This is a genomic window from Sorangium sp. So ce295, assembly GCF_051527405.1.
Lineage (GTDB): Bacteria > Myxococcota_A > Polyangia > Polyangiales > Polyangiaceae > Sorangium > Sorangium cellulosum_B.
The window spans coordinates 1,378,867-1,393,662 of record NZ_CP150324.1 but is presented as its reverse complement, the minus strand read 5'-3'; the positions used below and the strand labels follow the sequence as shown (position 1 = coordinate 1,393,662).

The following is a 14,796-nucleotide window of genomic DNA, read 5'->3' as shown; positions in this document are numbered from 1 at the left end:
TCCCCAGGCGCCCCTGGCTCCCCTTGCTCCCCGTTCGCGCCGTCCTTGCCCGGCGCGCCCTGTTCACCGGGCGCCCCGGGCGCGCCCTTCGCGCCATCCTCGCCGCAACCGCTCCCGATCGCGGCAAGACCGCCTGCGAGCACCAGAAGCAACGCCGTCCTCAGGGTCCGCCTCGTCATCATGTCCTCGTCTCCGCCGGGTAATGGCCGCAGACGATGCCTGGCGACGGTGGCGCCCCAATGCCCCTCACGCGACGAGTTGTTGTCAGAGATCCCCTGACCCTCGATCGGGCGTGTCATGAGCACCGCACGACCGGCGGCCACGCAACGGGGCCACGGCGAAGATCCCTCGGAGGACCGGCGGAGCCGCCTCGCTCGTCATGACCGCGCAGGCGCCATGACCGCGCGGCCGTCGTCGCCGCGCTACTCGTCGTCCTCGTCGGGCACGACGACGTCTTGACCGAAGCGCGCGCGCGCCTCGAGCAGCTCCTTGTCCGAGATCCAGGTGCGCTCGCAGCCGAGGAGCGGCTCTACCTGATAGACGTCCTTGCGCTGCTCGCCGTGTCCGTCTTCGAGGACCCGGACTACCTCGTGATGGAGGCCGCAGGTGGGGCAGAGCGCTCGCATGAAGGGTCCCTATAGTGCGGGCGCGCTGGGCGCAAGGCCCTCCCCTGCGCGCCGACGGCCGCGGAGCGGCGTCGGGCGGCGGGGGAGGTCAGCGCGTGCGAGAGGGGGGCGAAAGGGCGCGGGGAGCGCCGAGCGCGAGAGGAGACGCCCGGCTCAGGCCGTGGCGCGGGCGCCGGCAGCGGCGGTCGGCTTCTCGTCCGACTTGATCCGCATCCCGTAGAAGGAGCGGTACACGAACACCGTCGAGAGCACGAAGAAGATGCCCGCGAGAACGAGGCTCGTCCCGCGGTCGATCTCGATCGCCAGCTCGACCGCGAGGAGGCCGAACAGCGTCGTGAACTTGATGATGGGGTTCATCGCGACGGACGAAGTGTCCTTGAAGGGGTCGCCCACGGTGTCGCCGACGACCGTCGCCGCGTGGAGCGGCGTGCCCTTCTCCTTTAGCTCCACCTCGACGAGCTTCTTCGCGTTGTCCCAGGCGCCGCCGGCGTTCGCCATGAAGATCGCCTGATAGAGCCCGAAGAGCGCGATGCTGATGAGGTAGCCGATGAAGAAGAACGGCTCGAGGCAGGCGAACGCGAGCGTCGAGAAGAAGACGCCGAGGAAGATGTTGAACATCCCCCGCTGCGCGTACTGCGTGCAGATCTCGACCACCTTCTTGCTGTCGGTGATCGAGGCCTTCTCAACGCCATCGAGGCGGATGTTCGCCTTGATGAACTCGACCGCGCGGTAGGCGCCGGTCGAGACCGCCTGGGTCGACGCGCCGGTGAACCAGTAGATGATCGCGCCGCCCGTCACGAGGCCGAGCAGGAACGGCGGGTGGAGCGGCGAGAGCAGGCCCATGATCTCCTTCAACCGCTCCTGGGGCGTGAGATTCGCCGCGTTCTTCACCAGCGTGTTGCTGAGCACGACGATGATCGAGAAGATCAGCGTCGTCGCGCCGACGACCGCCGTCCCGATGAGCACCGGCTTGGCCGTCGCCTTGAAGGTGTTGCCCGCGCCGTCGTTCTCCTCGAGGTAGTGCTTCGCCTTGTCGAAGTTCGGGGTGAAGCCGAAATCCTTCTTCAGCTCGGCCTCGACGTTCGGGACGCTCTCGATGAGCGAGAGCTCGTAGACCGACTGCGCGTTGTCGGTCACCGGGCCGTAGGAGTCGACCGCGATGGTCACCGGGCCCATGCCGAGGAAGCCGAACGCCACGAGGCCGAACGCGAACACGCTCTCGGCGATCATGAGCTGCCCGAGGCCCTGGGCAGAGAAGTAGTACGAGATGCCCATCAGCACGACGAGGACGATGCCCATCCAGTACGCGCTGAAGTTGCCGGCGGTGAGGCCCGACAGGACGTTCAGCGAGGCGCCGCCCTCGCGCGACGCGGTCACGACCTCGCGGACGTGGCGCGACTCGGTCGAGGTGAAGATCTTGATCATCTCCGGGATGATGGCGCCCGCCAGGGTGCCGCAGGTGATGATCGACGAGAGCTTCCACCAGAGCGTCGTGTCGCCGCCGAGGTTCGGGATCATGAACGCCGACACGGCGTAAGTGAGCGCGACCGACACGATCGAGGTCAGCCAGACGAGGCGCGTCAGGGGGGCCTCGAAGTTCATCTTGTCGGCGTCGGCGTAGGACGCCTTCGCGATCGCCTCGTTGAGGAGGTACGAGCCGATGCTCGCGAGGACCATCACGATGCGCATCACGAAGATCCAGACGAGCAGCTGGACCTGGACGGCCGTGTCGGGGACGGCGAGGAGGATGAACGAGATGAGCGCGACGCCGGTGACGCCGTACGTCTCGAAGCCGTCGGCGCTCGGGCCGACCGAGTCGCCGGCGTTGTCGCCGGTGCAGTCGGCGATGACGCCCGGGTTGCGCGCGTCGTCTTCCTTGATGTTGAAGACGATCTTCATGAGGTCCGAGCCGATGTCGGCGATCTTCGTGAAGATGCCGCCCGCGATGCGGAGCGCGGAGGCGCCGAGCGACTCGCCGATGGCGAAGCCGATGAAGCACGGGCCGGCGTAGTCGCCCGGGATGAAGAGCAGGATCATCAGCATGAGCATGAGCTCGGTGCTGATAAGGACGGCGCCGATGCTCATCCCGGCCTTGAGCGGGATCGCGTACGTCGGGAACGGCTTGCCCTTGAGGCTCGCGAACGCGGCGCGCGAGTTCGCGAACGTGTTGATGCGCATGCCGAACCACGCGACGCCGCAGCTGCCGGCGATGCCGACGAGGCTGCTCAGCAGGATGACCACGACCTTGCCGGCATCCATGTGACGCAGCACGCCGAAGTAGAGAACCATGACCGCGCCGATCAGGATCTCCAGGACCAGGATGAACTTGAACTGCGTGACCAGGTACGTCTTGCAGGTCTCGTAGATGAGCTCCGAGATCTCCCGCATCGCGCGGTGGACCGGGAGCTTGTTCAGCTGCGAGTAAATGGCGAGCCCGAACACGAACCCGAGCGCGCAGACGCCGATGCCGCCCATGAGGAGCGTGCGGCCGTCGATGCCGCCGAAGGACTGGGTGCCTAGGTCGGGGAGGACCAGATCGGATTCACTGGCGCTGGCGAGCCCGCCGCTGAGCAGCAGGGCAAGCGCGGCGAGCCCGGCCAGCATCGGTGCGAGCCAGGCCTTTTGGGACCGGATGACGTTCATTGACGGTGTGCCTCCATCGCAAAATCCGAAGGCAGAGGACGGCGCCATCGCCGCCCGCAGCTTCGTGGTTCCGAGGGGTTGGCCGCCTGCGTAAAGGGGAAGGGGACCGGCGCGCTGCCGGAGTGGCTCTTGCTCTAACGCTGACGCTTCAGCACAGCCTCGTCCCTCGACGACCGGAGGGTGTCGGAGTGCCCAGAGCTGCCAGGCATGCCTCCACCGTCACCGGACCCCCGAGGCGCGCGCTAGCTACCATGCACCCGAGACGCCGTCGAGAGGGCGCGATGCGCGCCCACGACGAGAGGGCCTGTCAGCGGCGCGACGTCAGGAGATCACTTAGGGAGATTACGTACGATGGTGAAAGAAATACGTACGATGGTGAAAGAAAGAAACGCGCACGACCGAACGCTGTCACACGCTTTCGCGTCCGGTCGTATTCAGCTGCGCTCGGACGCTTTCAGCTGCGCTCGATCGTGTTCAGCTGTGCTCGTCCGTGTTCAGTTGCGCTCGGTCGCGTTGTTCAGCCGGCGATCCGAGCCGGAGAGCCGCTGATCCGAGCCGGAGTCCGCGCCAGGGCTGGCGTGGGACGTGAGGAGCTCCGCCACGAGATCCCGACACTCCGGCTTGTTGCGGAGGTGGCTCAGCAGCAGGTTGGAGGCCTCGCTGAACGACTTCTCGTAGGCGAGCCCCTCGCGCGTGCGCGCCGCGACGCGCTCGCGCCCCTGCGCCAGGTCCTCCTCCAGGGCCTCGGCGTAGCGGGCGAGCTGGGCGCGGAGCTCGTCGATCTGGCGCCGCAGGTCGCGCGCGTTCGCCTCGCGCGTGTTCTTCTTGTGCTCGTAACGCCCGAGCTGCTCGCGCTTCGCCTGCGCGGTCGCGCCGGCCGCGCCCGCGCGCTCGTAGACGAGCGGATCGTGGTTGCCCTGGCGGACCGCCCCGTCCGCCAGCTGGCGCGCGGACAGCGCGAGCTTCTCGGCGGCGGCGAGCTCGACGCGGACCTTCTCGACGTCCTCGCCGTCCGCCATCGCCTCGCGCATCACGCGCGACTCCTCGTGCGCGAGCTCCTCGACCTTGCGGCCGATCTCGGCGCGCAGCGCGCGGCCGCGGCGCTCGAGCGCCTCGAGCTTGCGGGTGAGGCTCGCGACCTCGCCCTCGAGCTTGTTGGCGCGCGCGGCGAGGTCCCAGGCCTGCGCAAGGCCGTTCTGGACCTCCTGCGGCACCTGCCCGGACGGGTAGGCGCGGGAGACCATGCGCGAGAACAGGGCCGCCCGGCTCGCCCACTCGATGACGCCGGCGCTCTGCGGCGGCGGCGGCGGCGGCGGCACCGGCACGCCGTCGCTCCCCTCGACCTCCCACGCGTGGGCCGGGAGCCCGCGCTGGAGCGCCTTCAGCTCCTCCTGGAGGTGGTGGGCGTCACGGTAGCGCTTGCGGATGTCCTTCTCGAGCAGGCGCAGCACGATCGCCTCGCCCTGCGAGTGCGCGTCGGGGCGGATCGAGCGGGGCCGCGGCGGCGCGTGGGTCCGCTGCATCTCGAGGAGCGTGTCGCGGTCGTTCGCGCGGAAGGGGAGCTGCCCGGTCAGCATCTCGAAGAAGAGCACGCCGAGCGCGTAGAGGTCGGACTGCGCCGTCGCCTCCTCGCCGCGCGCCTGCTCGGGCGACATGTACTCGGGCGTCCCGAAGACCGCGCCCTTCGGGGCGAGGCGCGGGTCGCGCGCGATGGCGGCGAGGCCGAAGTCGAGGATCTTGACGAAATCCTTCCGGCCGCCGCGGTGGGTGAGCAGGATGTTGTCGCTCTTCAGATCGCGGTGCACGACGCCGAGGTCGTGGGCGCGCGCGAGCGCGGCGCACATCTGCTCGAGGATGTCCACCGATCGCGCGATCGGCATCGGGCCGCGCGCGAGCTCCGCCGAGAGCGGCGTGCCGACGAGGTACTCCATGACGAGATAGAGCTCGCCCTCCTCGGTCTCGCCGATGTCGTGGATATCGATGATGTGGGCGTGATCAACGCGGTTTGCGGCGCGCGCCTCGCGCAGCATCCACGCGCGGAGGTGGGTCTCTCCGCGGAGATCGGGCCGGATGAGCTTCAGTGCGACGACCCGGTCGATCAGCACGTGGCGGGCGCGATAGACGACGCCCATGCCGCCTTCGCCAAGCCGTGCCTCGAGCCGGTACCTGCCGGCCACGACCTTCCCGATCAACGGATCGGTGCTCGAAGCCTTGGGACCTGCCGGTCGCTGAATCGCGCGCTCCATGGTGCCTTCGTTTCTCCTCAGCGCTCCCCAGAAGAGCCGTTCTCGTCTCTCAGGGCCCTATTGCGCTGTGCGGTGAGTCGGATCGCTCGCTGAACGTATCCGGTTTGAAACAGCTGGTCTACGGGCCCGCGGTCGGGTTGCGATGAATATCGCGCGAGCTCCGTGGGGAGGTGGGGTGGGAGACCGGCGCCGATGACGCGCTCGTCGAGCCGAGCCTAGCCGAGCCTAGCCTAGCCGCGCGTTAGGCCGAGCAGGCGGGCTCGCCTCGGCGGACGGCCGTTCGGGCGGGCTCGCCTCCGCGGGCGGCCGCGCGGGAGGAGGGGTATCGCCTTGCGGACGGGCGCTCGCCGGGCGAGGATCGAGGGGCAGGCGACAGACGAAGCGCGCGCCGTGGACCGAGGCCGGCGCTCCGCGGCACGGGTGTCCGCCGCGGCCGCCGTCGCCGTCTTCTCCTTCTCGTTCTGGTTCTGGTGCTGCCGCGAGGGCGAGCGTGCCGCCGTGCCGCCGGACGATCTCGGTCGAGATCGACAGCCCGAGGCCGGTCCCCTGCCCTCGCGGCTTCGTCGTGAAGAACGGATCGAAGATCCGCGGGGCGAGGTCCGGCGGAACGCCCGGCCCGCTGTCCGAGATCGCGACGGCCGCCATGTCGTCGTCGACCCAGGTCTCGATGCAGATCGCCGGCTCGCCGGGCGCGCGCGGCGCCGCGCCGCCGCCGGAGGTCCCCTCCTCTGCCGGCGCGGCGGGCGCCGGCGGCGCCTCGAGCGCCTGGATGGCGTTGACGAGGAGGTTCATGAACACCTGGTTGATCTCGCCCCCCCGGCAGGTGACGGGCGGCAGCTCGCCGTAGCGCCGGATCACCTCGATGCGCGCCTGCCGGAGCCGCGGGCCGAGCAGGAGCAGCGTCTCCTCGAGCCCCGCGTGCAGATCGACCGGCAGCGGCTCGCCCGAGACGCGCGAGAAGCTCTTCAGGTTCGTGACGATGCGGACGCTGCGCTCGACCGCGCGGTGGACGAGGGTCGAGATGCCGGCGAGATCGTCGAGCGCCGCCTCGGTCTGGAGCCGCTCGCGGAGCGCCTCGAGCGCGCGGCGGCGCTCACCCGGGAGATCGCGCTCCGCCTCGCGGTACGCGTCGAGGACGGCGCGGAGCTCCGCGGCGCGCTCCTCGATCGGCTGGGCGGCGCCGGCGATGGCGTTCAGGGGGTTATAGATCTCGTGCGCCACGCCGGCCACGAGCTCGCCGATGGAGGCGAGCCGCTCGCCCTGGATGAGCGCGGCCTGCGTCCGCTTCAGCTCGGACAGGGCGCGGGTGAGCTCGGCGGTGCGCGCGGCGACGTTCTCCTCGAGGCCGGCGCGCTCGGCCTCGAGCTCGGCGATCGTCCGGGAGAGCGCCTGCCGCATGCGCTCGACGCTCTCGCCGAGGCCCACGACCTCCTTCGGCCCTGACAGCCGCGGCACGGCGGCGTCGAGCTCGCCGCGCGCGACCTCGTCGGCGGCGCGCGCGAGCTGTGCCATCGGCCTGGAGAGCTCGCGCGCCGCCCGCGCGACGACGCCGAGGGCGGCGAGGACGAGGAGGGACAGCGAGGCGAAGAGCGCGGTGATCGCGTTGAAGTCCTCGTCGAACGACGAGCCTGTGGCGAGCGCGCGGTAGAGGCCGATCGAGGAGAAGAGCGAGAGGAGCCCCGTGAACAAAAGGGGCAGCCCGAAGTCGCGCAGCATGCGCCGCCGGAGGGGCGTCGGGGGCGCGCCGCCGTGCTCGGGCGCGCCCGTCCAGGCGCGCAGGAGGTCCACCGCGCGGGCGACGGAGTCCTTGTGCCAGGCGCGCTGGTAGAACGAGACGCCGAAGGCGAAGAGGGCGCCGAAGCCGAGCTGCATGAGCGCGTCGGCGACGCTGGAGGTGGCCCCGACGCGCACGTAAGCCATGCCGATCGCGGTGCACCCGAGCCACAGCGCGAAGTTCAGGGAGGCGAGCACGTCGGGGAGCCGCTCGGCGCGGGCGAGGCCGCGGCCGAGCAGGGCGCGGGCGCCGGAAGGGCCGGCCGCGAGGGCGGCCAGGATCGGGCGCGTGGCGGGGCGCACGGCGAGCGTGAAGCCGAGGGTGCCGGAGAGGGCGAGGAGGGGGACGACCTCGAACCACGCCTGGAACACGACCTGGCTCTGGGTGCGGAGGAACGCGACGCAGAAGAGCAGCATGACGTGCCCGCCGACGATGCCCGCGGTCGCCGCCGACTCCGCGAGCCTCGGCCGGAGCGCCGCGGCGAGGGCGCGCGCCGAGGCGGCGTCTCCGGCGCCGCCCTCGACGGCGCCTTCGCGGAGCAGGGCGCGGTAGATCGCGCGGCGCATGCCGCCCGCCATGACGCCGAAGGCGACAGCGGTCACCAGGAGGCCGAGCCACGAGGGCGGCGTCGAGCGGCCGATCCCGAGCGGGCCTGGCCAGGAGGGGGGCGCGGTCGGGGCGCCTCGGAACGCGAGCGGCAAGACAGCGAGCGGCCACGAGAGGGCGCGGATCGCCGCCGCGACGGCGAAGCCGCGGTCGCCGCGGCGGGTGAGCGAGCCCGAGAGCGCCGCCGAGGCGGCCAGGGAGGAGAGCAGGAGGATCGCCGGCCACGGCGTGGTGAGGGCGGCGGGGACGACGGCGGAGAGGAACAGGAGCGCCGAGAACAGCTCCCAGCCGGTCGCGACGAGCTCTGCGCGGACGCGCGGGGCGCGGAGCGCGGCGGGCGGGGGCGGCGGCGGCGTGGTCACGAGGCGAGCGGCATGGAAGCGCAGGGCGCGCGCCATCGCAACGGCGCGCCCCCACGTGCGCACGTGCGACGGCGCGCCGTTACGATGGCGCGCGCCTCCGCGCGTCAGCGGGCGGGGAGGCGCACGCCCGGGAGGACGGTGCGCCGCTCGACGACCTCGTCGAGCGCGTCGGCGTCGATCAGGAGGTGCGCCCGCAGGCTGTCCTCGATGGCCGAGAACACCTTGCCCTGGTAACGGATCTCGCGGCCGGGCCCGGCCGCGAGCCAGTAGTTGCCGCCGGGGCCGCTGCCGTCCCCGGCCGCGCTCGGGCTGGCCAGGAGCGGCTCCGCATTGCCGGGGAACGGATCGGGCGGGGTCGCGAAGCCCGGGAACGACGTCGCGGGCGGCGCGGATGTGAATGGCTCAGGGCCCGCGGAGAACGTGAGCGACGCGCCGGGCTCGAAGCTCACCGACAGGGCGCCGCCGCGAGCTGCGACCACGACGCCGGGCGTGCGCTCCTCGACGACGACCTCCTCGATGACCTTCCCGGAGACGAGCAGGAGCTTGTGGCTGCTCGTCACCTGCGAGCTCTCGGCCGTGAGCTCTCGGCGCAGCGCGATCTGGTGCGAAACGTAAAATTGCAGGTTCTTCACGTCGCTGTCGCTCAGGTCGTGCTGCACCCGGAGCTCGTGCGTGAACGGGACGAGGCGGGGGCCGCAGCCCAGGACGAGGAGCGACAGGAGCGCGAGAAAGAGCGGGGCGGACGCCGTGGACAGGCGCCAGCGCGCCGCGGCGTGGGTCGTGTGGACGGAGAACGGCATGGAAGCCCTCGTTGAGGAGGCCTCGGCGAGATCGCCGCGGCGCACCTCTTCGCAACGGGGCGGCCGGGCCCAGCTTACAGCGGGCCGACGAGCCGCTCGCCGCGAGGGTGCCTGGCGACGCCACGGCGGAATCGCCGCCTCCGGGGCGCGCGACGGGATGAGGCGCTCAGCCGGCTCCAGGACGATTGGCGATGTCCGCCAGGTGCTGTTTCAGCACCTCCGCGCGGATCGGCTTGACCAGGTGCACGTCGAACCCGGCCTCCCGGGTCATGCGGCGGTCCGATTCCTGGCCGTAACCGGTCATCGCGAACAGCGATAGGCCCGCGAGACCCGGAGTGCGACGCAGCGCGCGCGCGACGTCAACTCCTGTCATGCCCGGCATGCCGATATCGAGCAGCACGACGTCCGGCTGGAGCTGCGCCGCGAGCTCGAGCGCCGAGGGGCCGTCGAACACGGCGTGCACGTCGTTGCCCATGCGCTTGAGCAGCAGCGCCATGCTCTCGGCCGAGTCGCGGTTGTCGTCGACGACGAGGATGCGCAGCTTGCGCCCGGCTTTCGTCGCGGGAGCGCCCACCGCCGGCGGCGCGAGGGGGCGCGTCAGCCGCGGCAATCGCACGATGAACTCGCTGCCGCGGCCGGGCCCCTCGCTGAGCGCCTGGACCGTCCCGCCGTGCAGCTCGACCAGCCGGCGCACGATCGTCAATCCGAGGCCCAGCCCGCCCTCGACGCGATCGAGGCCGCGATCCCCCTGCGTGAACAGGTCGAACACCTGCGGCAGCAGCTCGGGCGATATCCCCACGCCGCTGTCGCGGGTACGGAGGATCGCGTGCGTGTCGTCCGCCTCCACCGTGACCCGGATCGAGCCGCGCGGCGGCGTGAACTTCGCCGCGTTGTGCAGCAGGTTGCTCGCCACCTGCGTGAGCCGCGCCAGGTCGCCCGAAACGACGGCGAGCGGCCCTTCGGGCAGCTGCAGCTCCAGGGTCTGCTCGCGCGCGTCGATCCAGGTCCGGGACGCTTCCGCCGCGCGCGTCACCACGTCGGCGAGATCGATCCGCTTGGACTCCAGGGCGATCTTGCCGCGCGTGATGCGGCTCACGTCGAGCAGGTCGTCGACGAGCCGCACGAGCTGGCCGAGCTGCCGTTCCATCAGGCCGGCTGCCCAGACGACCTGGGCGTTGTCCTTCCCTTCGAGCTTGAGGACGCTGGTCGCGTTGGCGATCGGCGCCAGCGGATTGCGCAGCTCGTGCGCCAGCATCGCCACGAATTCCTCCATCTGGCGCGCGTTGGACTCCATCTGCTCCAGGCGCTTGCGCTCGCTCAGGTCGCGCGTGATCTTGGAGAAGCCGCGCAGCTCGCCGCTCGGGCCGTAGATGGCCGTGACGAGGACGCTCGCCCAGAACGACGACCCGTCCTTGCGCACGCGCCAGCCTTCGTCCTCAAAGCTGCCTTCGCGCCGCGCGGCGGCGAGCACCGTCTCTGGGCGGCCGCGCGCGATCGCCTCGGCCGGATAGAAGCGCGAGAAGTGCGTGCCGATCACCTCTTGCGCGGAGTATCCCTTGATCCGCTCGGCGCCGGCGTTCCACGTGGCCACCCTGCCGTCGGGGTCGAGCATGAAGATGGCGTAATCCTTCACGCCTTCGACCAGCGCGCGGAAGCGCTCCTCGCTCTGCCGCAGCGACTCTTCCTGGCGCTTGCGCTCGCTCAGGTCGCGCGTGATCTTGGAGAAGCCGCGCAGCTCGCCGTCGGGGCCGTGGAGGGCCGTGATGATGACGTTCGCCCAGAACATCGAGCCGTCCTTGCGCACGCGCCAGCCTTCGTCCTCGAAGCGGCCCACGCGCCGCGCTTCGGCGAGCTCTGTCTGTGGCCACTTCCGCTCGATCGCCTCGGCCGGATAGAAGCGCGAGAAGTGCGAGCCGATCACCTCTTGCGCGGAGTATCCTTTGATCTGCTCGGCGCCGGCGTTCCACGTGGTCACGCGCCCCTCGGTGTCCAGCATGAAGATGGCGTAGTCCTTCACCCCTTCGACCAGCATGCGGAATTGCAGATCGGCGCCGAGCCCCGTCGGATCCATGCGGCACAGCCTACTGCATGGTCACACGTTTGCCACGCGGCGAGGCTCTCCGTTCCCGTCCTGCTCTCCGCATCCGCGAGCGGTCATCGTGGCGGCCGGCAGCGGCGAGTGACGAGCACAGCAATTGCCGCGTGGGCCGGCGTCGAGAGCGCCCGACCGATGGCCGCGCAGGGCCACCGCCAGCCGCTGGAGCGGTTCGAGGGTATCAAGACGGACTCATCGATTGTGGAGCCATCGAACGTGTCCAGTGCGAGCCACCCGACCTCGAGGGCACCGGGGTTGTCTTGCCCGTCAGCTCCGAGGGCGCGCGGCGCCGATCCGTTGCCGACGCCCGGTGGCCCACGCGCGAGTTGGCGTGCGCGCGTGTCGCGGGCGAAGAAACGCCGGTGTACCCTGGCCGGTGTACCGTGAGGCCCCCGCGAGCCTCTCCGGTGCGCCCGCTCCAGAACGAGCACGATCATGCATCCTGACCCCTGGCACCTGGTCACCAGACAACCGGACTACATCCTGGCTTCCTGGCACCAGATCTTCTGTGTCATCTGGCGCCGCGAGACGACCGAGGACGGCGCGCGCCACCTGAGGGATGCGTGCGCGGACTTCGCGAAGAAGCACCCGCGCGGCATAGGGCTGCTCACCCTCGTCGAGAGCGAGGCGTCGTTGCCATCGGCGCCCGCGCGCAGGGCGATCGCGAGCTTCCTCGCGGAGGCGAGCGCGACCATCCGGTGCTCAGCGGTCGTCTTCGAGGGCTCGGGGTTCCAGGCGGCGATGGTTCGCAGCGTCGTGACAGGGCTCACGCTCATTGCCCGCCAGCGTTATCCGCACAGGGTATGTGACATCGGGGAAGCCTGGCAGATGTTCGCGGAGCTCCTGCCCGCGGTGACGGGCGCCGCCGTGAGCGAAGCCGCGTTCCGGGCATCGCTCGACGCGCTGCGCGAGGACCTCCGCCGGACATGAGCCGGCGCGGCGCCTACTCCCAGTACAGCGTCGCCCGCCCGATCGCGGTGAACGGCCACCCCGGCGAGTAGTGGATCCCGGTGACCGGGGCCGGCTCGTACTGCAGCCGCGACGCGCTCGCGAACTGGACCTCGCGCCACGTCGTGTCGAAGAGGTTCTGGACGTCCACGGCCACCTCGACGTTCTTCCACCGCAGCCCGGCGTTGGCGTCGACGACCGTGAACCCCTCGGCGGTGAGCGACTCGTCCTCGGTCGCCGGCCGCGCGCCGATCGCCTTGACCCGCAGCGCCGCGAACGGCGTGAACGCGCCGAACGTCGGGCGGACGCCGACGCCCGCGGTCAGCGTCCGGGTCGGCGCGAGGGCGACAGCGCTCGCGTTGCCGGCGTTCTCCCGGAAGCGCGCGCGGGTGAAGGTCGCGTCCACGTCCGCGAAGAGCCAGCTCCGGAGCCGGTAGCGCCCGCCGATCTCGATCCCGTAGCGCCGCGTCTGCCCCGACGCCTCGGTCGCGCCCGCGTCGCCGCTCCAGACCAGCTCGGAGTCCAGGTCGAGCAGGAACGCGGCCCCGTTCAGCGACAGCCCGCGCAGGGGCGCGACCCGCAGGCCGACCTCGTAGCCAATCGCGGGCGTGATCAGCGTCGCCGCCCCCTCCCCCAGCACCGCGCCCTGCGCGTCGTTCGAGTGGAAGCCCCGCCCGAAGTGGGCGAAGAGATCGACCCCCTCGACGGGCGACACGATCGCCGTGAGCTTCGGGAGCAGCTGCATCTGTCCCCGGGCGCCGCTCGACCTGTTCCCCGCCGCCTCGAGGTCCTCGCCCGGGTCGTCCACGTTGACGTCGATCCACTGCGCGCGCGCCCCGAGCACGACGCGGAGCCAGCGCCGGAGCCGGGCGTCCTGCTCGACGTAGACGCCGATCTGGCTCTCATCGACGTGGGTCCTGCTCTTCTCCTCGATCCGCTCGCGCGCCTCGTCGTGGTGGAGGGACTTGTCGATCGCGTCCGCGCGGATCTGCGCGCCGAGCGAGGTCGTGAACCTCGCCCCGCCGAGCTCGTATTGCCTGCGGAACCGGAGATCGGCGCCGCCGACGGTGCGGTCGTCGTTCTGCTCGATCTGGTCGCCGTGGACGGGGTCCTCGCTGAAGAACGTGAAGTTCGAGTACAGCGTGAAGCGGTACCGGACGAGGTAGGCCAGCGCGCTCAGATCGGCGTCCCGCCACGCGGTCGAGTAGGCGACGGACGCCATGTGCCGCTCGGTCGCCCCGCCCTCGGTCGGATCCACGGCGCCGAAATGGTCGATGCACGGCTGTCCGAACGCCGAGGGCGGCGGGTTCAACCCGCCCTGCTCGCCCTCGCCGCACACGGCGCGCGCGGGGATCTGGCCGGAGCCGTGCCAGGTCGATCCATACGACATCCAGGTCATCTGGACCTTCCCGGTGTTGTCCAGATCGTGCGTGGCCCGCAGGACCACGTTGAAGCGCTTGAGCCGCTCCGGGTTCAGGAACGGCCCGTCGTTCCGGTAGATCTCCGCCGCGGCCACCGCGCGCCACGTGTCGCCGAGATCCGGCGAGGCGATGACGAGGCCGCGCTGGATACCGTACTGCCCCAGGCTGACCTGCGCGTAGCTCTCCTCGAGCTTCTCGGCGAAGCGCAGGTTGACGGCGCCCGCCGTACCGAAGTCGCCGATGCTCGCGTAATAAGGCCCCTTGTAGCCGTCGAGCCCTGTCACGAGCTCCGGGATCATGAAGTAGAGATCGGTGAAGCCGTGCCCGTGGCCGTGGCTGACCATGTTGACGGGCACGCCGTCGACGAAGAAGGCGACGTCGGTCCCATGATCCGCGTCGAATCCGCGGAGGAAGTACTGGTTCGCCTTGCCCCCGCCCGCGTGCTGCACGGCGAAGAGCCCGGGGACCGACTCGAGGAGGTCGCCCGGCCGGAGCCTCGGCCTGAGCTCGAGCTCCCTGTGTCCGACGGAGACGCGCGACGCGGCCTCGCTGCCCGGCTTCTCCGCCTGGATCGTGACCTCGATCGCGGCGTCGCCCGCGGGCGCGCCCTCGCCGGTGGGCGCTGCGGCGGCGGCCTCCGGCGGGGCAGCGGGCGCATCGGGGGTGTCGCCCTCGGCGCGCGCTGGCCGCGCGGCGGCCAGCACCATGGATAACGCGGCGAGCAAATGAAATGGATGGCGGTGCCCGTGGCTCGTCGTGACCGTCTCGCGCAGCATTCGTGTCCTCCTTCGCCGCAATCGCGCGGAGCGGCGTCGGGCCGCTCGCGTCGAGCTCCGCGAGGACGAAATGGCTGGCCATCGCACGGTGCGCTGGACCGACCTCTCGCCCCCGCGGGCGACCGGAAGGCGACGCGGGGGGCGGTTCGGTATCCGGGACGTGCGCAGAGAGGTGGAGCTGCACCGGCTCGGACCTCACCGCCTCCCTCGAGGCTCCCAGGTCGAACCGGCGCCGGATGTCTCCCGCCGCCGGGCGCTGGCAGGTCTTCGGGCTCGCGAGCGCTCCGGTCTGACCGGCTCCCTACTGTCCACCGCTTCCCAGCCCTCGGCGGGCCAGTGCATGGGGTGGAGGTCGTTCTCGCTTACCGCTGCGGGGCAGCCCCGGAATTTCACCGGGTTCCCTCTTCGGCCCAGGCGAACGCCCGGGCACCAGCACGGCGCGCACCCTAGGACCGCGCGCCTTCGGCTGTCAATCGCTACCGCTCTGCTCGCCCACCCG

Annotated in this window: 8 protein-coding genes and 1 riboswitch; of the genes, 1 reads left to right on the top strand and 7 read right to left on the bottom strand. The window is 71.1% G+C overall.

The features are described from left to right. Nucleotides 1-422: 422 nt before the first annotated feature. From WMF11_RS05175 to WMF11_RS05150, 6 genes are all read right to left on the bottom strand, one after another. Nucleotides 423-626, bottom strand: a complete 204-nt coding sequence (locus WMF11_RS05175; RefSeq protein ID WP_044964020.1) for a hypothetical protein — start codon at nt 624-626, stop codon at nt 423-425. Nucleotides 627-779: 153 nt separating this feature from the next. Further along, entirely contained in the window at nt 780-3,269 is a 2,490-nt protein-coding gene (locus WMF11_RS05170; protein ID WP_437976634.1) for a sodium-translocating pyrophosphatase, read from the bottom strand. A gap of 494 nt (nt 3,270-3,763) precedes the next feature. Continuing rightward, nucleotides 3,764-5,515, bottom strand: a complete 1,752-nt coding sequence (locus tag WMF11_RS05165; protein WP_437976633.1) for a protein kinase domain-containing protein — start codon at nt 5,513-5,515, stop codon at nt 3,764-3,766. Between the two features lie 225 nt (nt 5,516-5,740). Further along, nucleotides 5,741-8,257, bottom strand: a complete 2,517-nt coding sequence (locus WMF11_RS05160) for a sensor histidine kinase (protein ID WP_437976632.1) — start codon at nt 8,255-8,257, stop codon at nt 5,741-5,743. A gap of 104 nt (nt 8,258-8,361) precedes the next feature. Then, on the bottom strand, nt 8,362-9,057 hold the full coding sequence (locus tag WMF11_RS05155; protein WP_437976631.1) for a DNA-directed RNA polymerase: 696 nt from the start codon (nt 9,055-9,057) through the stop codon (nt 8,362-8,364). A gap of 166 nt (nt 9,058-9,223) precedes the next feature. Next, nucleotides 9,224-11,128 (bottom strand): hybrid sensor histidine kinase/response regulator, encoded by a 1,905-nt coding sequence (locus tag WMF11_RS05150; protein ID WP_437976630.1) that lies wholly within the window; start codon nt 11,126-11,128, stop codon nt 9,224-9,226. 459 nt (nt 11,129-11,587) lie between these two features. Here WMF11_RS05150 and WMF11_RS05145 point away from each other — a divergent pair, with 459 nt between their 5' ends. Then, nucleotides 11,588-12,082: a hypothetical protein gene (locus WMF11_RS05145; protein WP_437976629.1), complete on the top strand. Its 495-nt coding sequence runs from the start codon at nt 11,588-11,590 to the stop codon at nt 12,080-12,082. A 13-nt stretch (nt 12,083-12,095) separates the two neighbouring features. Here the strand turns inward: WMF11_RS05145 and WMF11_RS05140 are convergent, their stop codons facing one another. Beyond that, nucleotides 12,096-14,297: a TonB-dependent receptor gene (locus tag WMF11_RS05140; protein WP_437976628.1), complete on the bottom strand. Its 2,202-nt coding sequence runs from the start codon at nt 14,295-14,297 to the stop codon at nt 12,096-12,098. 241 nt (nt 14,298-14,538) lie between these two features. Continuing rightward, a riboswitch (cobalamin riboswitch) is annotated at nt 14,539-14,746 on the bottom strand. Nucleotides 14,747-14,796 lie beyond the last annotated feature (50 nt).